The following is a 20,089-nucleotide window of genomic DNA, read 5'->3' on the forward strand; positions in this document are numbered from 1 at the left end:
CGGGGACCGGGAGCGTCCTGACCCTCCCACGCCCTCCGCGTGCTCGTGCTGTCGGCGATGCGTCCGAGCAGCTTACGACGGACGAAAGGGGCGAAGCACGCGGGCGCCGCCCGGTGTGGCGCCGCAATTCGGCGGAAATGCCGTGCATCGCGGAGGCGTGGCGCAGGATGGTCCGGAAGGATCACCTCCGGGTGGTCCCTGTGGAGGAGCCGCCATGACCCGGACGGATACGGCCGGCTGGCCCGGTCCGGTGGGTCGTGCGACCGGTGTGACTCATGCGGCGGATGATGCGCCGGTGGTGCGCCCGGCGTGCGCCCCAGGTGCGGTGCGCGCGGCCCGAACGGCGTCCGGGTCGGGTCACTGTTACCCTGGTATCCCGTGGACCGGCGGGATCAAACGCCCCGGACCAGCCGAACCGGCGACTCTTCGAGCGCGGTGCCCAGCACCCGCCACCGTCGCCCGGCGAACCCCGAGCCTCCCGCCCACGTCACTTTCGACACGCGACCCACGGGAGCCCCCTCTTGGCACAGCCCCATTCCGGCAAGGCAGCGAACGGCCGAGCCGTGACGACCAAGCACCTCTTCGTCACCGGGGGTGTCGCCTCTTCGCTCGGCAAGGGGCTCACCGCCTCCAGCCTCGGAGCCCTGCTCAAGGCCCGCGGCCTGCGCGTCACGATGCAGAAGCTCGACCCGTACCTCAACGTGGACCCGGGCACCATGAACCCGTTCCAGCACGGTGAGGTGTTCGTCACCGACGACGGCGCCGAGACCGACCTGGACATCGGCCACTACGAGCGGTTCCTGGACACCAACCTGCACGGTTCGGCGAACGTCACCACCGGCCAGGTGTACTCGACCGTCATCGCCAAGGAGCGCCGCGGCGAGTACCTGGGCGACACCGTCCAGGTCATCCCGCACATCACCAACGAGATCAAGTCCCGGATCCGCCGGATGGCGACCGAGGACGTCGACGTCGTGATCACCGAGGTCGGCGGCACCGTCGGCGACATCGAGTCGCTGCCGTTCCTGGAGGCCGTCCGCCAGGTCCGCCACGAGGTCGGCCGGGACAACGTGTTCTTCGTGCACGTCTCCCTGCTGCCGTACATCGGCCCCTCGGGCGAGCTCAAGACCAAGCCCACCCAGCACTCCGTCGCCGCGCTGCGCAACATCGGCATCCAGCCGGACGCCATCGTGCTGCGCGCCGACCGCGAGGTGCCGCAGGCCATCAAGCGCAAGATCTCGCTGATGTGCGACGTGGACGAGGAGGCCGTGGTCGCGGCCATCGACGCCAAGTCGATCTACGACATCCCGAAGGTGCTGCACGGCGAGGGCCTGGACGCCTACGTGGTGCGCCGCCTGGACCTGCCGTTCCGCGACGTGGACTGGACCACCTGGGACGACCTGCTGCGCCGCGTCCACGAGCCGCAGCACATCGTCAAGGTCGCCCTGGTCGGCAAGTACATCGACCTGCCCGACGCCTACCTGTCGGTGACCGAGGCCCTGCGCGCCGGCGGCTTCGCCAACAACGCCCGGGTCGAGATCAAGTGGGTCACCTCGGACGACTGCGAGACGCCCGAGGGCGCCCGCGAGCAGCTGGGCGACGTGGACGCGATCTGCATCCCCGGCGGCTTCGGCGACCGCGGCGTCAACGGCAAGGTCGGCGCCATCACCTTCGCCCGAGAGAACAAGGTCCCGCTGCTCGGCCTGTGCCTGGGCCTGCAGTGCGTGGTCATCGAGGCGGCCCGCAGCCTGGCCGGCCTGCCCGAGGCCAACTCCACCGAGTTCGACGCCGCCGCCAAGCACCCGGTCATCTCCACCATGGCCGAGCAGCTGGCCATCGTCGACGGCAAGGGCGACCTGGGCGGCACCATGCGCCTGGGCCTCTACCCGGCCAAGCTCGCCGAGGGCTCGATCGTCCGCGAGGTCTACGGCGGCGAGCAGTACGTCGAGGAGCGCCACCGCCACCGCTACGAGGTCAACAACGCCTACCGCGCGGACCTGGAGAAGACCGGCCTGCAGTTCTCCGGCCTCTCCCCGAAGGGCGACCTGGTCGAGTACGTCGAGTACCCGCGCGAGGTGCACCCCTACCTGGTGGCCACCCAGGCCCACCCGGAGCTGAAGTCCCGCCCGACCCGCCCGCACCCGCTGTTCGCGGGCCTGGTCAAGGCCGCCATCGAGATCAAGACCGCGGCCTCCGCGTAGTTTTCCTCTCACCGGCCTCGGTCGTTCACCGGACGGCGGCCCCGCGATTCCCGCGGGGCCGCCGTCCGGCGTTAGATTGTGTCGTACTGACGAAAAGGGGAGAGCGATGGACGAGCACAGCGACCCGGTGATCGCCGACGTGGCCGAGGAGTGGGAGGTCCGGGCGAGCGGGACGCCGTTCCAGGGCAAGGTCACCGGCGTGCGCAGCGAGGAGGTCCGGATGCCCGACGGCAGCTGGGCCCGCCGCGACTACCAGACCCACCCCGGCTCGGTCTCCGTCCTCGCCCTGGACGGGGAGCAGCGGGTGCTGGTCCTGCGCCAGTACCGCCACCCCGTGCGCCAGCGGCTCTGGGAGCTGCCGGCCGGCCTGCTCGACGTCCCCGGCGAGAACCCCTGGCACGCCGCGCAGCGCGAGCTGTACGAGGAGGCCCACTGCAAGGCCGGCACCTGGCGGATCCTCGCCGACTACTACACCTCGCCGGGCGGCACCGACGAGGCGCTGCGGATGTTCCTGGCCACCGATCTGGCGGCGGCCGAGGGCGAGCGCTACGCCGCCGAGGGCGAGGAGCAGGAGATCGAGGTCGCCTGGGTGCCCGTGCCGGAACTGATCGGGCTGATCCAGGCCGGACAGCTGCACAACCCGACCCTGATCACCGGCACCCTCGCCGTGCACGCCGCGCTCACCGGCCCGGACGGGCTGGACGCGCTGCGCCCGGCGGACTCGCCCTGGCCGGCCCGGCCCTTCGAGGCGTGAGCGAACCTCCCGGCGGATCCGGTGAACCGCCGGGCGAACCGTCCGGTGAACCCGATGGCGCACCTGATGGCGAACCACCCCGCGCACCTTCCGGCGAACCGCCCGGTTGATTCGCCCGGGTGATTCGCCGGTTCGTACGACCGGTCACCTCGGCTCAGCCGGACGGTCGAACTACGCTTCGCAGACAGGGCGCCCGTCCCGGGCCGCCTCCGCTGAGCACCGGGCACCCCGTCCGGATGCCGAGCGCCGGATGCCCAGCTCCGGATGCCGAGCGCGGGATGACGTCGGGAGTGGCACGGGTGGCGAGGAAGACGGCGACGACGGACCCCGGCCCCGACGTGCCCGCCGGGGCCGTCCCAGGCCTGGACCGACTCCCGGCCGGGCCCACGCTCTTCGTCGGCCGGCGCGCCGAGCTCGCCGCGCTGCGGGCGGCCGCCACCCGTCCGGTGAGCGGCCGCTGCCCGGTCCTGGTCCTGGCCGGGCGCCCCGGCTCCGGGCGGACCGCGCTGGCCGCACGCTTCGCCCGCACCGTCGCCGCCGACTACCCGGACGGCGTGCTGTTCGCCCGGCTCTCCGCCCCCGACGGCGGACGGGTCCCGCCCGCTCGGGCCGCCCGACTGCTGCTGGAGCAGCTCGACCCGGAATCGGCCGTGCCGCTGCCCGGGGTGGTCGAGGACGGACGGGACGAGCCCGGCTGCGTCGCGCTGCGCGAGGCGCTGGCGGGACTGCGGGTGCTGCTCGTGCTGGACGACGTGCGGGACGCCGGACAGGTGTGGCCGCTGCTCGCCGACGAGCCCGGCTGCCTGGTGCTGGCCACCACCGCGGGGCCGCTCACCGGGATCGAGGACATCGATCCGGTGATCCTCGGCGGGCTGGACCGGACGGCCTCCGGCGAACTGCTGGCCGACCTGGTCGGCGGCACCCGGGTCTCCTGCGACCCGGTCGGCGCGGCCGACCTGGCCGAGGCCTGTGCCGCCCGGCCGGCCGCGTTGCGGCTGATGGCGGGGTGGCTGCGGGGGAACGCGAAGACCGCGGTCACCGACGCGGCGCGCGAGCTCACCCGGGTGGTGGGCGAGGAGACGGGGACGACCCCGGGGGCCAAGGGCGCCGCGGACGACGCGGTGAAGGCGGGGGCGGAGCAGGCGAAGCCGTCGGCGAACGCCCGGAAGGACGCACGCAAGGACGCGTCACGGAACGGGTCGGCGAACGGGTCGGGGATCGGGTCGGGGATCGGGTCGGGGAACGCGTCGGGGAACGCGCCAAAGAAGAAAGAGGAGGGCGGGGTCGCTCCCGGTGCCGGGGCGGCTGCTCCCGGTGTCGGGTCGGCGGGCGACCGGGCGGCCTGGGTGAAGCCCGGCCCGGAGCCGGCCGAGCCGGTGCCCGTCCCCGACAACGACCCGCTGCTCGGCGCGTTCACGCTGCTGTACCGCGGGCTGCCGGCCACCCAGGCGCGGATGCTGCGCACCCTCACCCTGGCCCCGGCGCAGACCGCCGACCCGCGCACCGCCTCCGCCCTGGTCGGCTGCCCGGTGCCGGACGCGGCCGCGACCCTGACCGCGCTGGCCGAGCGGGAGCTGCTCGGCGCGGAGGCGCCGGCCGCCGACGGCACCCCGCGCTACCGGGTGCCCGGGCGCCTCTACCCCCGGCTGGTCCGGCTCCGCGAGCAGGAGGACCGGCCCGCCGAGACCGAACTCGCCCGGGCCCGGCTGCTGGAGCGGCTGGTCCGGCTCACCGAGTCGGCCCGTGCGCTGCTCGACCCCGAGGGCGGCCCCGCCCCCGACCCGCTGCCGACCGCGCTGCGGCTGCACTCGCCCGAGCACGCCCGTGAGTGGCTGCTCGGCGAGCGGGAGCTGCTGCTCGGCGCGGTGGCCGACGCGATCGGCCAGGGCGACCTGGACGGCTCGGCCGGGCGGCTGGTCACCGCGCTGCTGCGGGCACTGCCGCTGACCGGCGCCCCCGCGCCCGCGGACCTCTACCGGCTGCACGAACTGGTGCTGACCGTCGCCGAGCGCAACGGCCGGCCCCGCCGGGCCTCGGCCGCCCTGCTCAACCTCGGTGACCTGCAGGTCGCGGCCGGCCGCTGGGAGCAGGCGGCCGCGCACTACCGGGCCGCCCTGGAGTACGCCCGGAAGGCCGACGACGAACCGCTCTGCGCGCGCGCCCTGGAGGGCGCGGCCGGCTGCCACCGGGCGCTCGGCGACGCGGTGCGCGCCGCCGACTGGTACGGCCGGGCGCTCGGGCTGCGCCAGTCGCTCGGGGACCACGCGGCCGAGGCCCGGCTGCTTGCGCGGGTGGCCGAGGCGCACACCGCCCAGCGCCGTTTCGACGAGGCGGACCGCGAGTACCGGGCGGCCCTCGCCGTGCTGCGCCGGCTGGGCGACGAACACGCAAGGGAAGCCGTCGGGGCGGCCCTCGCGGACCTGCGGGAACGCGTCGACGCCGGGTGGTGAAGGGCGTTTCAGAGGTATTGTCGAAGATGCCCGGTTGGGACGTCTTTGGTAGGTAAGTCGCAGGGGAAGCCTACGAACCTGCCAATGCGTGCGGGAAAATTATTCACTTTGGAAGGCTGACACGCCGACTGGGCTTCATTACACTCGGACCTAGTCGCGCAGCGATCCCCGCCCCGGGCTGCCCGGAGGCTTCCCCACGTGCGCGTCGCCCACCGGTCTTCTCCGGTCGGGACCCCCATGGCAAGAGGACGTGTTCAGTCGTGAAGGTCGGCATCCCCCGCGAGGTCAAGAACCACGAGTACCGCGTGGCCATCACGCCCGCCGGCGTGCATGAGCTGGTCCGCAACGGACACGAGGTCTACATCGAGGACAACGCCGGTCTCGGCTCCTCGATCCCGAACGAGGAGTACGTGGCCGCCGGCGCCACCATCCTCCCCACCGCCGACGAGGTGTGGGCCACCGCCGACCTGCTGCTGAAGGTCAAGGAGCCCATCGCCTCCGAGTACCACCGGCTGCGCAAGGGCCAGACCGTCTTCACGTACCTGCACCTGGCGGCCGACCGCTCCGGCACCGACGCCCTGATCGCCTCCGGCACCACCGCCATCGCGTACGAGACCGTGCAGCTCGGCAACGGTGCGCTGCCGCTGCTCGCCCCGATGTCCGAGGTCGCGGGCCGCCTGGCCCCGCAGGTCGGCTCGTACCACCTGATGCGTCCGGCCGGCGGCCGCGGCGTGCTGCCCGGTGGCGTGCCCGGCACCCACCCGGCCAAGGCCGTCGTCATCGGCGGTGGCGTCTCCGGCTGGCACGCGGCCACCATCGCCATCGGCATGGGCTACGACGTGACCCTGCTGGACCGCGACATCAACAAGCTGCGCGAGGCCGACCGCATCTTCGGCACGAAGATCAAGGCCATCATGTCCAACTCCTTCGAGCTGGAGAAGGCCGTCCTCGACGCCGACCTGGTCATCGGTGCCGTGCTGATCCCGGGCGCCAAGGCCCCGAAGCTCGTCACCAACGAGCTGGTCTCCCGCATGAAGCCGGGCTCCGTGCTCGTCGACATCGCCATCGACCAGGGCGGCTGCTTCGAGGACTCGCACCCGACCACGCACGACGACCCGACCTTCCAGGTCCACAACTCGGTCTTCTACTGCGTGGCCAACATGCCGGGCGCCGTCCCGAACACCTCCACCTACGCGCTGACCAACGCCACGCTGCCGTACGTCATCGAGCTGGCGAACCGCGGGTGGAAGGAGGCGCTGCGCCGTGACCCGGCGCTCGCCAAGGGCCTGAACGTGCACGAGGGCCAGATCACCTTCCCGGCCGTGGCCGAGGCCTTCGGCCTGGAGTCGGTCTCCCTGGAGAGCGTGCTCGCCTGAACCCCCTGACCGCACGGCGGTCGTTCGCCCCCGACCCGATCCCTTCGGGTCGGGGGCTTCACCATGCCCGTGAACGGCCGATTGACCGGATAGGTCGCTCTGTCGTCAATTTCTGTCGGTCGTGTCACCCGCCCGCAGAAACGTCGGGGTCGATGACCCACTCATCCCTTGACAGCAGCCCGCCTGATAGTCGACACATCCTGCCCACTACCGTGGATTGTGTTGCTGCGAACGCCTTGAACGGCCTAGAGTCGCAAACCGTCGGCATGCTGCCACGCTGACGAATCGACATAGAGTCCTGGATGCCCAAGGAGGTAAGACGACTTGTGAATGAGTCGACAATTGCTCCCGGGGGTGGTCAGCCAGGACTGGCGGAGCACACCGCCGGCCAGCCGAGTGTGGAGCCCGGGGCCCGGCAGCCCTCCGTGGGTTCGGCCGAGGTCGGCTCGGTCGCACTCCGCACCTTCGAAGCACGCCAGAACACAGCACAGGTGACCACGGTGACCGATCACGACACCGACTTGGCGGCCTACGGCCTGGCCTACGGAGAGTTCGCCTACGGCGCCTACGACGACCCGGACGCCGAGTACGAGCCGGACCCGGAGTACGCCGCCACGCTGGCCCCCGACGCCGCGCGCCAGCGCCGCGAGCGGGTCGGCCCGACCGGCCGCCCGCTGCCGTACTTCCCGATCCCCGCGCCGGTCGCCGAGCACGGCCCCGCCCAGATCATCGCCATGTGCAACCAGAAGGGCGGCGTCGGCAAGACCACGTCGACCATCAACCTGGGCGCGGCACTGGCCGAGTACGGCCGCCGGGTGCTGCTCGTCGACTTCGACCCGCAGGGCGCGCTCTCGGTCGGCCTCGGCGTCAACCCGATGGAGCTCGACGTCACCGTCTACAACCTGCTCATGGAGCGGGGCCTGACGGCCGATGAGGTGCTGCTGAAGACCGCGGTCCCGGGCATGGACCTGCTGCCGTCCAACATCGACCTCTCCGCCGCCGAGGTGCAGCTGGTCAGCGAGGTGGCCCGGGAGTCCGCGCTGGCGCGCGCCCTGAAGCCGCTGCTGCCCGACTACGACTACGTCATCATCGACTGCCAGCCCTCGCTGGGCCTGCTGACGGTCAATGCACTGACGGCCGCTCACAGCGTGATCGTTCCGCTGGAGTGCGAGTTCTTCGCGCTGCGCGGTGTCGCGCTGCTGACCGAGACCATCGAGAAGGTGTGCGAGCGGCTCAACCCCGAGCTGCGCCTGGACGGCATCCTCGCGACCATGTACGACTCGCGCACCGTGCACAGCCGCGAGGTGCTGGCGCGGGTCGTCGAGGCGTTCGGCGAGCACGTCTTCCACACCGTCATCGGGCGGACCGTGCGGTTCCCGGAGACCACCGTCGCCGGCGAGCCCATCACCACGTACGCCACCAACTCGGTCGGTGCCGCCGCCTACCGCCAGCTCGCCAGGGAGGTGCTCGACCGGTGCCGCCCCGCCGAGTGAGTCTCCCGGGTGCCGACGAGCTGTTCCGGACCACCGGCGGGATGGCGCTGTCGCCGTCCCTCGCGTCGCGTCCGGCCGCCGAGGCATCCAGACCGGAGACCGCGCGGACCGTCAACGGCTCGGACGGCGCCGAGGGCGCCGAGTCCGCACAGGGTGCCCAGGGCGTCCCGGGGCCCCAAGGGGCTCAGGGTCACCAGGGTGCCCAGGGCTCCCGGAGCGACCGGCAGCTGACGCCGGAGCAGCAGGCGTCCGGCGTCGTACCGGCGCCCGCGCAGCCGCCCGTCCAGCGGCCGGGCGGGGCCCAGGTCGCGCCGGGTACCCAGGCGGTCGGCACGACCGTGCCGGGTGGCCGAGGCGCCGCCGCCGCTCCGGCGGCCCGGGCGCACGCGGGAACCGCCGAGGAGCAGGCCGGTGCCGCCGGGCGCGCACGGCCGCGCGGCCGCGCGCCGCGCCGACCCAGCGGGCGCGAGCGGCACGACGAGAAGATCACCGTGTACGTGTCCGCCGAGGAGCTCATGGATCTGGAGCACACCCGGCTGGTGCTGCGCGGTGAGCACGGCCTGGCCGTGGACCGCGGACGGATCGTGCGGGAGGCCATCGCGGTCGTCCTGGCGGACCTGGAGCAGCGGGGCGAGGCCTCCATCCTGGTCCGGCGCCTGCGCGGCCGGTAGGACGCGCGGGAGGTAGGGCGGGCGGTAGGGCGGGCGGCGCGGTGCGGTAGGGCCGGCAGGTCGGCCGGAGAGCCCGACAGGGGCGCCGAGGGGCCTCGGGCCCGGCGCCGGAGGCCCGCCGCTGGGCGGCCGGGCGCCAGGACTCTTCACCCGAGGGCATGGGGTCGCTGCCTCGGGGTCGGGCCTGATCGGGTGCCGAGGGTCATGAGGCGCGCTCATGGGGGCGCTCGCTCCGGGTGCGGGCCGCGGGCCGGGCACTGAGAGTCATGCGTCGGGTTCATGGGGCTGTCGTGTGCGGCGGGGCTGTGGCTTCCTGATCGGGTGCCGAGGGCCATGAGGTCCGTGCACGGGCGTGGATGCGCTCGGGGCTGTGGCTTCCTGATCGGGTGCCGAGGGCCATGAGGTCCGCTCATGGGTGCGTCTGCCCTCGGGGTTGTGGGTTGCTGATCTGGTGCCGGGTGGCATGAGCCGGGCTCATGGGGCTCGTGTGCTCTTTGGGACGCGGGATGAGGGCCGTCGGTCGGACGTTGCGGGGCATGAGCGGCGCTCATGGTGCTCATGAGGTCGCCGGGTCGGATGCCGAGGCCCATGAGTCGGCCTCATGCGGTGGCTGCCCCGGGGTGGGGCGCTGCTCGCTGGGTCCGTGGCGGGCGCTGGAGGGGCGTTCTCGGGGCTGTGGGTCCCTGGCCGGGGTTCCGGGCGGGTGATGGGCCCGCGCGCCGGGCTGAGGGGCGTGGGCGGGCCCTCGGGCGGCGTGTCGGGGGGCCCGGGGCGGAGCGTGGGGCGGGGACGGGTGAAGATGGACCGTCATGCCGAGCACCACCGAACCAGCTGAAACCGCCGTGAGCGCGACCGAGGACGGGTCGCGGGGCGGCTTCCGGGTGCGGCTGGACAACTTCGAGGGCCCCTTCGACCTCCTGCTCAGTCTGATCGCCAAGCACAAGATGGACGTCACCGAGGTGGCGCTGGCGACCGTCACCGACGAGTTCATGGCGCACATCCGGGCGATGGGCCCGGACTGGGACCTGGACGCGGCGACCGAGTTCCTGGTGGTGGCCGCCACCCTGCTCGACCTCAAGGCCGCCCGCCTGCTGCCCGCGGCGGAGGTCGAGGACGCGGAGGACCTGGCCGTCCTGGAGGCCCGTGACCTGCTGTTCGCCCGGCTGCTGCAGTACCGGGCGTACAAGCGCGCGGCGGCGCTGTTCGGCGAGCGCTGGGCGGCCGAGCTGCTGCGGCGCCCGCGGACGGTCGGGCTGGAGCCCCGGCACGCGGACCTGCTGCCGGAGGTGGTCATCACCATCGGTCCGCAGCGCCTCGCCGAGCTGGCCGCCAGGGCCATGGAGCCCAAACCGAAGCCGGTCGTGTACGTGGACCACATCCACACCCCGCCGGTCAGCGTGCGCGAGCAGGCGGGGCTGGTGGTCGGGCTGCTCACCGAGCTGGGCGAGGCCTCGTTCCGGCAGCTGGTGGAGGACGCGCCGGACACCCTGGTCGTGGTCGCCCGCTTCCTGGCGCTGCTGGAGCTCTACCGGGAGCGGGTGCTCGACCTCGAGCAGCCGGAGGCGCTCGGTGAGCTGCGGGTGCGGTGGGTGGCGGAGGAGGGCCGGGTCGCGGTCGAGGTGACGGACGAGTTCGACCGGCCGGCGGGAGAGGCCCCGGGTGAGGCCCGGGGCGAGGCGGAGGAGGACGAGCGGCGATGAGCGGCGGGAACGAGGGAAGGCGGCCGGTGCGGCGCCCACTGGGGCTGCCGGGGCAGCCGCGGGCCGAGGAGTGGATGGAGCCGGCCTTCGAGCTGCTGCCGGACCCGGTGGAGACCGTGAATCCGGCGGACCGCGGGGAGCGTGTGGAACCCGCGGAGCCTGCGGAGCCCGTCGAGCCCGTGGCGGCCGAGCCGGCGGCCCGGGTGGTGCACCAGAAGTCGGCTCCGTCGACTTCCTACGCCGAGGAGCCGCCCGGCTCCGCGCTGCCGGTCGACGTCGGGTCCCGGGCCGACGCCGGACTGCGGGCCGAGCTGGAAGCGGTCCTGATGGTCGTCGACGAGCCGGTCGCGGAGGAGCGGCTGGCCGGGGTGCTGGAGCGGCCGCGGGCCGAGGTGGCCGCGGCGCTGCGCGAGCTGTCCGCCGAGTACACCGCCCAGGGCCGCGGCTTCGACCTGCGGTTGGTGGCCGGCGGCTGGCGGTTCTACACCCGCGAGACCTGCTCCGCGGCCGTCGACCGCTTCCTCCTGGACGGCCAGCAGGCCCGGCTCACCCAGGCCGCGCTGGAGACTCTGGCGGTGGTCGCCTACCGGCAGCCGGTGTCCAGATCGCGGGTTTCCGCCGTCCGCGGTGTGAACTGTGACGGCGTGATGCGTACCCTGGTACAGCGAGGACTGGTGGAAGAGGCCGGATCCGAGCCCGAAACAGGTGCGATCCTGTATCGGACGACGAACTACTTCCTGGAACGGATGGGGCTCCGCGGCCTGGACGAGCTGCCGGAGCTCGCTCCCTTCCTGCCCGAGGTCGACGACGTGGAAGCGGAGTCCCTGGAGGGCACGATGATCGCGGAGGCGGTCGCCGCCGCTGCCGCGCAGGCCGTGGACGGCAGTGGCGAGGCCGGTCGGGCCGGGCCCGATCGGTAGGGGGCGGTGAGGTCGGCCGAAACGACCGCACATCCCAGACGGAACGACGTACGGACACTTTGATGCGTAGCAGTGGCAACGGCAGGAACAGCAGCGGCGGCGGGAGCGGTCGCAGCGGACAGGGCGGGGGCCGGGGCGGCGGCTCCTACGGCGGCGGCAGCGGCGGCGGCCGCGGCGGCTCGGGCGCGCGCGGGGGTTCGTACGGCGGTGGCTCCTACGGGGGCGGCGGCCGCGGCGGCTCGGGCTCGGGTTCGGGCTCGCGCGGCGGCTCCGGTTCGTACGGGCGCGACAGCCGTCGGGACGACCGGCGCGACGACCGGCGCGACGACCGCCGGTACCCGGACCGCCCGCTGCGGCCCGAGGAGCGCAAGTACGACCGCCCCGAGTACGGCGGCGGCCCGAACGCCACCCCCGCCCGCGGCGGCTTCGCCGGCCGGCGCCCCGGTCCGGCCCCGCGCCCGCGCCGTGAGGGCCAGGGCGCCCCGGGCGACCCGCGCCGCCAGCCGCAGCGCTCGCGCGAGCTGCAGGCCAAGATCGAGGACGCCGTCCTCGCCCGGCACGACAAGCCGGCCGTCAAGCTGCCCAAGACCTTCGGCGAGCCCGAGGGCGAGCGCCTGCAGAAGGTGCTGGCCCGGGCCGGCATCGGCAGCCGGCGCGCCTGCGAGGAGCTGATCGAGCAGGGCCGGGTCGAGGTCAACGGCAAGCGCGTCACCGAGCAGGGCAAGCGGGTCGACCCGCAGAACGACGAGATCAAGGTGGACGGCCTGACCGTCGCCACCCAGTCCTACCTGTTCTTCGCGCTCAACAAGCCGGCCGGTGTGGTCTCCACCATGGAGGACCCGGACGGGCGCCAGTGCCTGGGCGACTACGTGACCAACCGGGAGACCCGGCTGTTCCACGTCGGCCGCCTGGACACCGAGACCGAGGGCATCATCCTGCTCACCAACCACGGCGAGCTGGCCCACCGCCTCACCCACCCGCGCTACGGCGTGACCAAGACCTACCTGGCCGCCATCCAGGGCCCGATCCCGCGCGACCTGGGCAAGCAGCTGGCCCAGGGCGTGGAGCTGGAGGACGGCTACGCCCGCGCCGACAGCTTCAAGGTGATCTCCAACGTCGGCAAGAACTACCTGGTCGAGGTGACCCTGCACGAGGGTCGCAAGCACATCGTCCGCCGGATGCTGGCCGAGGCCGGCTTCCCGGTCGAGAAGCTGGTGCGCACGCACTTCGGTCCGATCGCCCTGGGTGACCAGAAGTCGGGCTGGCTGCGCCGCCTGACCAACCCGGAGGTCGGCCAGCTGATGCGCGAGGTCGGCCTGTAGGCCGTCGCGTTCGCCCGTCTCTGAGGGCCCCCGGCCGCCGTGGTGCGGCCGGGGGCCCTCTGCCGTGCGGGACGTGGCGCCGGGCGGGGTGTGCGGTCCGTGCGGGGTGTGGGGGTCGTGCGGGTCGTGTGAGCCGGGACGCAACCGCTGGTCACGGCCTTGTCAGCGTCATGATCCGTGGCAGAGGATGGCCACCGGGCCACCGTCCCGCCGCGTGGCGGGACTGCGCCAGCACGGGCGCCGGTGGGCGGAGCAGGGGCGAACAGGGGGAGACGGCGTCGTGTCCGATGCACCACTGGGGCGGGCCAGCGGACAGGCCCTCGGCACACTGGGCCTGGCCGAGCCGGACGGGCAGGTGTACGCGGCGCTGGTGGCCAATCCGCAGTCCACCGCGGAGGAACTGGCGGAGGGCTGCGGCCTGACGCTCCAGCAGGGCGTGCGCGCCCTGGACCGGCTGGCGCAGCAGGGCATGGCCACCCGCGCGCCGGTGGACCGGCAGCGCTTCCTGGCGGTCGCCCCGGACGTCGCGATCGGCACCCTGATCGGCCACCGGGAGTCCGAGCTGCGGCAGGCCAGGGCCGAGATGCACCGGCTGATGGACGCCTTCCGGGAGGCCTCGCGCTACACCGACCCGGCGCACTCGGTGGAGGTGCTGACCGGCGGCGAGGCGATCGCCCAGCGGCTGGAGCACATCACCGAGACCAGCCAGTACCAGGTGCGCGGCTTCGACCGCCCGCCGTACATCCAGGACCCGGTGGCACCGATGCCGCTGCAGCGCCGCCGGCTGCGCGAGGGCGTGAAGTTCCGGACCGTCTACGACCGGGAGGCGGTGGCCTGGCCCGGGCGGCTGGAGAGGAACATCCTGGTCGGGGTCGCGGACGGCGAGGAGGCGCGGGTCCGGCCGACGCTGCCGATGAAGATGATCATCTCGGACGACCGGATGGCGATCATCCCGATCAGCGTCGGTGACAGCGTGCTGGACGCCGCCTACGTGATCCACCCCTCGGCGCTGCTCCAGGCGCTGGACACGCTGTTCGAGGCGGAGTGGGAGCGGGCCGTCCGGCTGCAGGCCGCCGTCGGCACCGGGGACGCGTCGCCGGAGCCGGAGGCCGACCACCGCAAGCTGCTGGGCCTGCTGGCGGCCGGGCTCACCGACGAGTCGATCGCCCGCTCGCTCGGCTGGAGCGCCCGGACCACCCAGCGCCGACTGCAAAGCCTGATGCGCTCGCTGGGCGCCACCACCCGCTTCCAGGCCGGCATGGCGGCCCGGGAGCGGGGGTGGCTCTGATCCCGGCCCCGGCCCCGGACCCGAGGCCCGCACCGGGGACTGGGGCGGGGGCTGGGCCGGGATCGGGGCTGGGCTCCGGGGTTCAGCTCCAGGGGGTGAGCGAGGACCAGCGGCCGTCCGGCCCCCGTTCGACCTTCTCCAGGCCGACCACGGCGGAGCGGTTCAGCCGCCCGTAGATGTGCGGGAAGAGCACGTCGGGGGTGGCCCCGGGCGGCGGGGCGCCGTGCGGGGCCTCCCACTTGACCATCGGCTCCACCAGCGACTCCTCGATCAGCAGCACCATCAGCGGGTCGGGGGAGTCGGCGAAGAAGGCGTTGGCGACCGCGAGCGCCGTCTGCTCGTCCGCCGAGCAGTGGATGAACCCGTCGGTCAGCAGCGAGGCGGTGGCGTACGGGCGGCCGGGGTCGGCCAGCCAGTCGTCCAGGGGGGCGAGGTGGAGGATCATGTTTCCTTTTCTACCCGTTGTCTCCGGGTTTGTTCCTGAGCGGTCGTCACCCGCCGGGCGGTGGTCGCCCTGTCCGACGGCGGGCGTCAGAGTCCGGCCACCTTGGCGGAGGCGGAGATCTCGTACACCAGGGTGAGCGTGCGGCGGGCGCCCGGGCCGAGCGGGACGTCCCAGCGGACGATGCCCTCGGCGTCGAAGGCGTCCGGCGCGGGGGCGCACTCCTCCTTGCGCAGCCGGACCTCGACCGCCGACACCTCGGAGACCGGCACCCGTTCGCGCACCGTGACGATCCGTTCGTCGTGCTCCTCCGGGCCGGAGAAGCGGGACAGGTGCAGCCGCACCGTGCGGGTGGTGGTCTGGCGGCCGGTGAGGCCGGCGGTGGCCTGGCGCTCCTCGGTCTCGCGGACCACCCGGTAGCCGTCCGAACTGCCGAAGGAGAGCTCGGCGTCGGCGCCGGTGGCGGTGAAGCGCAGCTCGCCCCGGCCGGTGAAGCCGCTGCCGCGGACCAGCTCGACCGGGCCGGCCAGCAGCGGGTGCCCCGCCGCGTTGCGGAACCGGACCACCTGGGTGACCAGCGGGGACAGCTCCGGGGCGCAGGCGTACTCGCTGCTCGCCGGCCCGGTGAAGGCACCGAGCGGCACCCGGTGCGCCCGGCCGTCGGAGGGCACGGTCGCGGGGGCGGGGGCGGGCAGCACCCGGACCTCGCCGCCGTCGTCCACGCCGGGGACCCCACCGCTCGGCCCGAGCTCGCTGATCGCCTCCTCGCGCAGCTCGACCTCGACCGTGCGGCGCTCCTCGTCGGTGCGCTCGCGCAGCACCAGGACGTCCTCGGCGACGGCCGGCGGGTCGGTGGCGAGCGCGGAGCGGGCAGTGGAGAAGGTGAGCAGGGCGTTCGTCCAGTCCTCGCCGGTGCGCTGCCAGACCACCGCCTCCGACTCCAGCTGCAGGCCGCCGTCGCCCAGGGTCGCGCGGTAGGACGGGCGCCAGAGCGCGCAGGGCACCAGGTGGGAGACGGTCAGCCCGGCCGGGCCGGCCTGCGCCGCCTCGACGGTCAGGTCCAGGTGGGCGGTCAGCTCGGCCGGGTCCTCCTCGGCCTCGTCCAGCGCGATCAGGGCCTGTGAGCGCTCCTGCTCCAGGCGGCGCAGCCGGGAGTGGGTGGTGCGCAGCTCCTCGCCGTAGCGCTCGCGCTCGGCGTCCACCCGGTCCAGCTCGCGGGACCACCGGCTGCGTTCGAGCTCGCCGATGCCGGCGCCTTCGCCGATCTCGCGCAGCAGGTCGGCGGAGAGCTGGGCGAGCAGGGCCAGCCGGGCCTCCAGCCGCGCGCGGGTCTGGTCGGCCAGGCGGCTCTCGGTGTCCAGCCGGTGGAGCCGGTGGCGCAGTTCCGAGTCGTCCGGGCCGGGCGGCAGCGGGGCGCGCGGGGTCCAGGCGCGGACCAGCCGGGCGTCCAGGACGCGGACGCCGGGGGTGGCGGACTCGGCGCGCAGGGTGCGGTCGACGGCGAGGGCGGTGAGCGGGCCGAGGCGCAGCCGCTGGACGCCCGCGGTGAGGTCGACCGTCGTCGTGCGCTCGACCTGGCTGCGGTCCTCCAGGCAGGTGACGGCGGTGACGGGGAGGGCGTTCGTGTCCCGGGTGGTGTCTCCGCTCATGGTCAGTTCCTCCGGTTTCCGCCGACGATGGCCTTTCCGGCCGGGATCTTGATCAGGTAGCCGCCGTCCAGCTCCGTGCTGCCGCCGGGTGGCAGGTCGACCCGCCAGAGCCGGGTGCTGGGCGGGCACTCCGGTGTGGAGACGGCCGGGGCGTGCCACTCGGCCCGCTCCTCGATCCGGACCTCGGCGTCGGAGGTGACCGGCACCCGCTCGCGGACCTCCACCGTGACGGCGCGGCCGAGCCGGTTCGCGAGCCGGACCTGCACCCGGTGGTCGAGCACGGTGCTGTTGCCCTTCAGCATGCCCGTGGTGGACTCGCGCAGCTCGGTGCGGCGCGCCACCTCGATGCTCTCGGTGACGCCGATGCCCAGGCGCCGCACACCGCCGGGCGCCAGGGTGGGCAGGGCGGCGGTGAGCAGGAACTCGTCGTCCACCGTGACCTCGACCGGGCCGGCCAGGACGGCGCGGTCGGTGCGGTTGGCGAGCACCAGGGTCGCGTACACCTTCTCCTCGACGGCGGGGACGGTGACGTACTCGGGGCGGACGGTGAGCGGGATCTCGTCCACGGTGACGGTGTGCCAGGTGCCGTCGGACGGGATGTCGGCGGGGGCCGCGGCGTCGAAGCGGTGGTCGAAGGAGCCGGCCGACTCCCGGGGCGGGACGGCGTGCCGGGGCAGCACCAGGCGGCGGATCTGCTCACCCGGGTTGCCGCCGGGCAGGGCCCGGTCCAGCTCCTCGTGCTCGACCCGCTCGGGGCGCGGGTGCAGGGCGCCGCGCCGGGCGGTGGGTTCGTCGGGGCCGGCCAGGACGAGGTCGGGGTAGTCGAGCAGGGTGGCGTCCGGGGCGAAGCCGGTGGTCCGGGGCGGGACGGCGAGGCCGCCGCGGCGGAGCCCGCGGGAGCGGCGGGCCTCCGCCGGTGGGCGGCCGCCCGGTGCCTGCGGGAGCGGGGCGGCGGCGGGGACGGCGGCGGGAGCGGCGAGTACGGGTGGCGGGGGGCCGCCGTAGCCTGCGAAGCCGCCAGGAGCGGGCGGGGGCGTCGGTGCCGTGGTCGGCGTGGCCATCGGCTCGTCGACGCTCAGGGTGCCGCCGCCGTACCGGCCGGAGGGCGCGGGCGGGGCGTCCGCCAGTGCGGCGAAGGCCTCGGCGCGGGGGCCGGCGGGTCGGGCTCCGCCGAGCCGGGGGCCGGCCGGTACGGGGCCGGCCGGCACGGGCCTGGCGAGGTGGGCGGCCCGGGGCGGGGGCGGGACTGCGGCCGCGTCGTAGCCGGTGAAGAGGTCGGACAGGCCGGCCGGGGGCTCGCGCCAGCCGGAGGGCGGCGGGGCGGGCTGGCTGCGGCCGATCCGCAGCGAGGCGAGCCGGGGCAGGTCGGTGCGGCGGTCGAGGTCGGCGGTGGAGAGGGCGAGGTGGACGCCGGTCCAGTCCTCGCCGGTGCGCTGGGCGACGGCGGCGCGCAGGAGGAGGTGGCCGGCGTCGGAGCCGGTCCGGTGGGACAGGCGGTAGGTGGGCACCCAGCGGGCGGCGGGGACGCCGTACTCCAGTTCGAGGTGGAGGGTGGTGGCGGCGTCCTCGGCGGTGGCGGCAGTGCTGTCGGTGAGGGTGGTGCCGTCTGTGGGGGCGGTGCGGTCGGTGGGGGCGGTGCCGTCCGTGGTGATGGTGAGCAGGACGGTGGCGGTGGTCGAGACCGGTGCGGCCCGGTCGGCGGTGGACGCCCGCTCCAGCCGGTCGGCCGCCGAGTCGCGCTCGTGGTCGGCGAGTTCGATCTCCCGGTTGAGCTCCTCGGCGCGCTGCTGGAGCCGGGCCAGCCGCTCGTCGACGAAGTCGGCGAGCTCCAGCCAGGCGTCCGCGGGAGTACGGCGCAGCGGCTCCTCGCGCCGGGTACGGGGCGGCACCGCGCGCAGGGCGGCGGTGTCCGCGATCGCGGAGAGGACCAGCCTGCGGCGCTCGCCGAGCATGCTGCGGCGCTCGGTGGCCTCGTCCAACTCCCTCTGCAGATCCGAGAGTTCCGTCGGCTCGCGCAGTTCGGCGACCTGCTCCAGCCGGGCCTCGGTGACCGCCGCGCCGGCCGGTCCGGAAAGCACCCGGGCACGCAGTGAGCGGCCGTCCAGGGACAGGGGCAGGCCGGTCAGCCGCAGCCGCCCGCCGCGCGGAACGGGCACGGTGGCCCGGCGGCGGCACACCGCGCCCTCCGCGTACACCACCACGGAGTCGAGGACCGACGGGTGGGCCGGTACGGCCGGCGGTTTCGTCCGACCCGTTCGGCTGCTGTGCTGATCGTCCATGCGCAACCCCTTCGTTCGCGTGTTGCCTGCCGTGTGCCGTGTGCCGTGTGCCGTGTGCCGTGTGCCGCGTTGTCGCGAGTCGCCGTGCCGGGTGTCGCTCGTCGCGGCCGACTGCTGCTGCTCTCTCGCTCTCTCGCTCTCCTGCGCTCCTGCTCTCCTGCTCGTCCGCTCCTTCGCCCGGGCGGCCAGTCTGCCCGGCTTCGGTGCGGGCGTCGCCGGATTTCCGGGTGCGGCGTGTGCACTGGATGGGACGGGGGCGGGGCCGCCGTGGTTGCCGGTGCCGGGAGCTGCCGGGAACTGCCCCCGTGGTTGCCGGGTGGCAGGTGGGGACTTCGGCGCAGCGGATGAGAGAGGATGGGGCGCGGGTGCTCCCGGACGGTCCCGGCACCTGTCGAGAATCGTGATCGAGGAGAGCGACCCGCCATGCGCACTGCCGTCGTCGTCGGCACCGGACTGATCGGCACCTCCGCCGCGCTCGCCCTGACCGCTCGCGGCCTGACCGTCCATCTGGAGGACGCCGACCCGGACGCCGCCCGCACCGCCGAGTCGCTCGGCGCGGGCACCACCGATCCGGCCGACGGCCCGGTGGACCTGGCGATCATCGCCGTCCCGCCCGCGCTGGTCGGCAAGGTGCTCGCCGACTGCCAGCGCCGCAACCTGGCGCACTGGTACACCGACGTCGCCAGCGTGAAGGCCGGCCCCGGCAGCGAGATCGCCGCACTCGGCTGCGACACCGTCCACTACATCGGCAGCCACCCGATGGCCGGCCGCGAGCGCTCCGGCCCGCTGGCCGCCCGCGCCGACATCTTCGAGGGCCGCCCCTGGGTGCTCACCCCGACCGCCGACACCGACACCGAGACGCTCAACGCCGCGCTGGAGCTGGTCGCGCTCTGCGGCGCGATGCCGATCGTGATGGACGCCGCCGAGCACGACCGGGCCGTCGCCCTCGTCTCGCACGCCCCGCAGCTGGTGTCCTCGCTGGTCGCGGCCCGGCTGGAGAACGCCGACGACACCGCCATAAGGCTCTCCGGCCAGGGTGTGCGCGACGTCACCAGGATCGCCGCGTCCAACCCCGGCATGTGGGTCGACATCCTCTCCGCCAACGCGGGCGCGGTCGCCGACATCCTGGACGAGGTCGCCCTCGACCTCGGCCGGACCGTCACCGCGCTGCGCGCGATGGAGGCGGCCGAGGAGGGCGAGCGCCGGGCCGGCGCGGCCGGGATCGAGGCGGTCATGCGGCGCGGCAACACCGGCCAGGCCCGGATCCCCGGCAAGCACGGCGCGCCGCCCACCCGGTACGAGACGGTGGCGGTCGTGCTCGGCGACCAGCCGGGCGAGCTGGGCCGGCTGTTCGGGGAGGTCGGCGACGTCGGGGTCAACATCGAGGACGTCGTCATCGAGCACTCGACCGGGCAGCAGGTCGGCTTCGTCCAGCTGTCGGTGGCGCCGACGGCGGTCAAGCGGCTGGTGAAGGCCCTGCGGGCGAGCGGGTGGAGCGTGCGGGACTGAGGCGCCGGGGGCTGCCGGGGGCTTCGGAGGCTTCC

General features: G+C 74.3%; 14 protein-coding genes. 11 read left to right on the forward strand and 3 right to left on the reverse strand.

Going from position 1 to position 20,089, the window contains the following annotated elements:
* The first annotated feature begins 563 nt into the window (after positions 1 to 563).
* From ACIRST_RS27035 to ACIRST_RS27080, 10 genes are all read left to right on the forward strand, one after another.
* A complete protein-coding gene (locus ACIRST_RS27035; RefSeq protein ID WP_350523502.1) occupies positions 564 to 2,201 on the forward strand; it encodes a CTP synthase in 1,638 nt (545 codons plus the stop codon).
* A 106-nt stretch (positions 2,202 to 2,307) separates the two neighbouring features.
* A complete protein-coding gene (locus ACIRST_RS27040; protein WP_350523501.1) occupies positions 2,308 to 2,955 on the forward strand; it encodes an NUDIX hydrolase in 648 nt (215 codons plus the stop codon).
* 299 nt (positions 2,956 to 3,254) lie between these two features.
* Positions 3,255 to 5,405: a tetratricopeptide repeat protein gene (locus tag ACIRST_RS27045; RefSeq protein WP_402804948.1), complete on the forward strand. Its 2,151-nt coding sequence runs from the start codon at positions 3,255 to 3,257 to the stop codon at positions 5,403 to 5,405.
* Between the two features lie 260 nt (positions 5,406 to 5,665).
* A complete protein-coding gene (ald, locus tag ACIRST_RS27050) occupies positions 5,666 to 6,781 on the forward strand; it encodes an alanine dehydrogenase (RefSeq protein WP_350523499.1) in 1,116 nt (371 codons plus the stop codon).
* A 425-nt stretch (positions 6,782 to 7,206) separates the two neighbouring features.
* Positions 7,207 to 8,274: a ParA family protein gene (locus tag ACIRST_RS27055; protein ID WP_030290161.1), complete on the forward strand. Its 1,068-nt coding sequence runs from the start codon at positions 7,207 to 7,209 to the stop codon at positions 8,272 to 8,274.
* Entirely contained in the window at positions 8,271 to 8,945 is a 675-nt protein-coding gene (locus ACIRST_RS27060) for a hypothetical protein (RefSeq protein WP_402804950.1), read from the forward strand. Before ACIRST_RS27055 ends, ACIRST_RS27060 begins: the two co-directional genes overlap by 4 nt.
* 809 nt (positions 8,946 to 9,754) lie before the next feature.
* Positions 9,755 to 10,645: a segregation and condensation protein A gene (locus ACIRST_RS27065; protein ID WP_402804952.1), complete on the forward strand. Its 891-nt coding sequence runs from the start codon at positions 9,755 to 9,757 to the stop codon at positions 10,643 to 10,645.
* A 326-nt stretch (positions 10,646 to 10,971) separates the two neighbouring features.
* Positions 10,972 to 11,565, forward strand: a complete 594-nt coding sequence (locus tag ACIRST_RS27070; RefSeq protein WP_402805068.1) for an SMC-Scp complex subunit ScpB — start codon at positions 10,972 to 10,974, stop codon at positions 11,563 to 11,565.
* Between the two features lie 62 nt (positions 11,566 to 11,627).
* Entirely contained in the window at positions 11,628 to 12,887 is a 1,260-nt protein-coding gene (locus ACIRST_RS27075) for a pseudouridine synthase (RefSeq protein WP_402804954.1), read from the forward strand.
* A gap of 280 nt (positions 12,888 to 13,167) precedes the next feature.
* A complete protein-coding gene (locus ACIRST_RS27080) occupies positions 13,168 to 14,175 on the forward strand; it encodes a helix-turn-helix domain-containing protein (protein WP_402804956.1) in 1,008 nt (335 codons plus the stop codon).
* 82 nt (positions 14,176 to 14,257) lie between these two features.
* On the opposite strand, the gene ACIRST_RS27085 is transcribed toward ACIRST_RS27080, so the two are convergent.
* The 3 genes from ACIRST_RS27085 to ACIRST_RS27095 all read right to left on the reverse strand — a co-directional run bounded on the left by ACIRST_RS27085 (position 14,258) and on the right by ACIRST_RS27095 (position 18,545).
* A complete protein-coding gene (locus tag ACIRST_RS27085; protein WP_350523493.1) occupies positions 14,258 to 14,620 on the reverse strand; it encodes a DUF952 domain-containing protein in 363 nt (120 codons plus the stop codon).
* A gap of 86 nt (positions 14,621 to 14,706) precedes the next feature.
* Positions 14,707 to 16,266 carry a DUF4139 domain-containing protein gene (locus ACIRST_RS27090; protein ID WP_402804958.1) on the reverse strand — a complete coding sequence of 520 codons (1,560 nt, stop codon included), beginning with the start codon at positions 16,264 to 16,266 and terminating at the stop codon, positions 14,707 to 14,709.
* Positions 16,267 to 16,268: 2 nt separating this feature from the next.
* The gene (locus ACIRST_RS27095) at positions 16,269 to 18,545 is read right to left on the reverse strand and encodes a DUF4139 domain-containing protein (protein ID WP_402804960.1); all 2,277 of its coding nucleotides are present in this window, start codon (positions 18,543 to 18,545) and stop codon (positions 16,269 to 16,271) included.
* Between the two features lie 423 nt (positions 18,546 to 18,968).
* Between ACIRST_RS27095 and ACIRST_RS27100 the strand changes: the two genes are divergently transcribed.
* Positions 18,969 to 20,054: a prephenate dehydrogenase gene (locus ACIRST_RS27100; RefSeq protein WP_350523490.1), complete on the forward strand. Its 1,086-nt coding sequence runs from the start codon at positions 18,969 to 18,971 to the stop codon at positions 20,052 to 20,054.
* Positions 20,055 to 20,089 lie beyond the last annotated feature (35 nt).

The sequence above is a fragment of the Kitasatospora sp. NPDC101447 genome (assembly GCF_044767225.1).
In the GTDB taxonomy this organism is placed as follows: domain Bacteria; phylum Actinomycetota; class Actinomycetes; order Streptomycetales; family Streptomycetaceae; genus Kitasatospora.

Coding starts and splice junctions, on each gene's coding strand:
- ACIRST_RS27075 (WP_402804954.1), top strand. CDS start 11,628: ATGCGTAGCAGTGGCAACGGCAGGAACAGCAGCGGCGGCGGGAGCGGT.
- ACIRST_RS27095 (WP_402804960.1), bottom strand. CDS start 18,545: ATGGACGATCAGCACAGCAGCCGAACGGGTCGGACGAAACCGCCGGCC.
- ACIRST_RS27085 (WP_350523493.1), bottom strand. CDS start 14,620: ATGATCCTCCACCTCGCCCCCCTGGACGACTGGCTGGCCGACCCCGGC.
- ACIRST_RS27100 (WP_350523490.1), top strand. CDS start 18,969: ATGCGCACTGCCGTCGTCGTCGGCACCGGACTGATCGGCACCTCCGCC.
- ACIRST_RS27070 (WP_402805068.1), top strand. CDS start 10,972: ATGGTCGTCGACGAGCCGGTCGCGGAGGAGCGGCTGGCCGGGGTGCTG.
- ACIRST_RS27040 (WP_350523501.1), top strand. CDS start 2,308: ATGGACGAGCACAGCGACCCGGTGATCGCCGACGTGGCCGAGGAGTGG.
- ACIRST_RS27090 (WP_402804958.1), bottom strand. CDS start 16,266: ATGAGCGGAGACACCACCCGGGACACGAACGCCCTCCCCGTCACCGCC.
- ACIRST_RS27065 (WP_402804952.1), top strand. CDS start 9,755: ATGCCGAGCACCACCGAACCAGCTGAAACCGCCGTGAGCGCGACCGAG.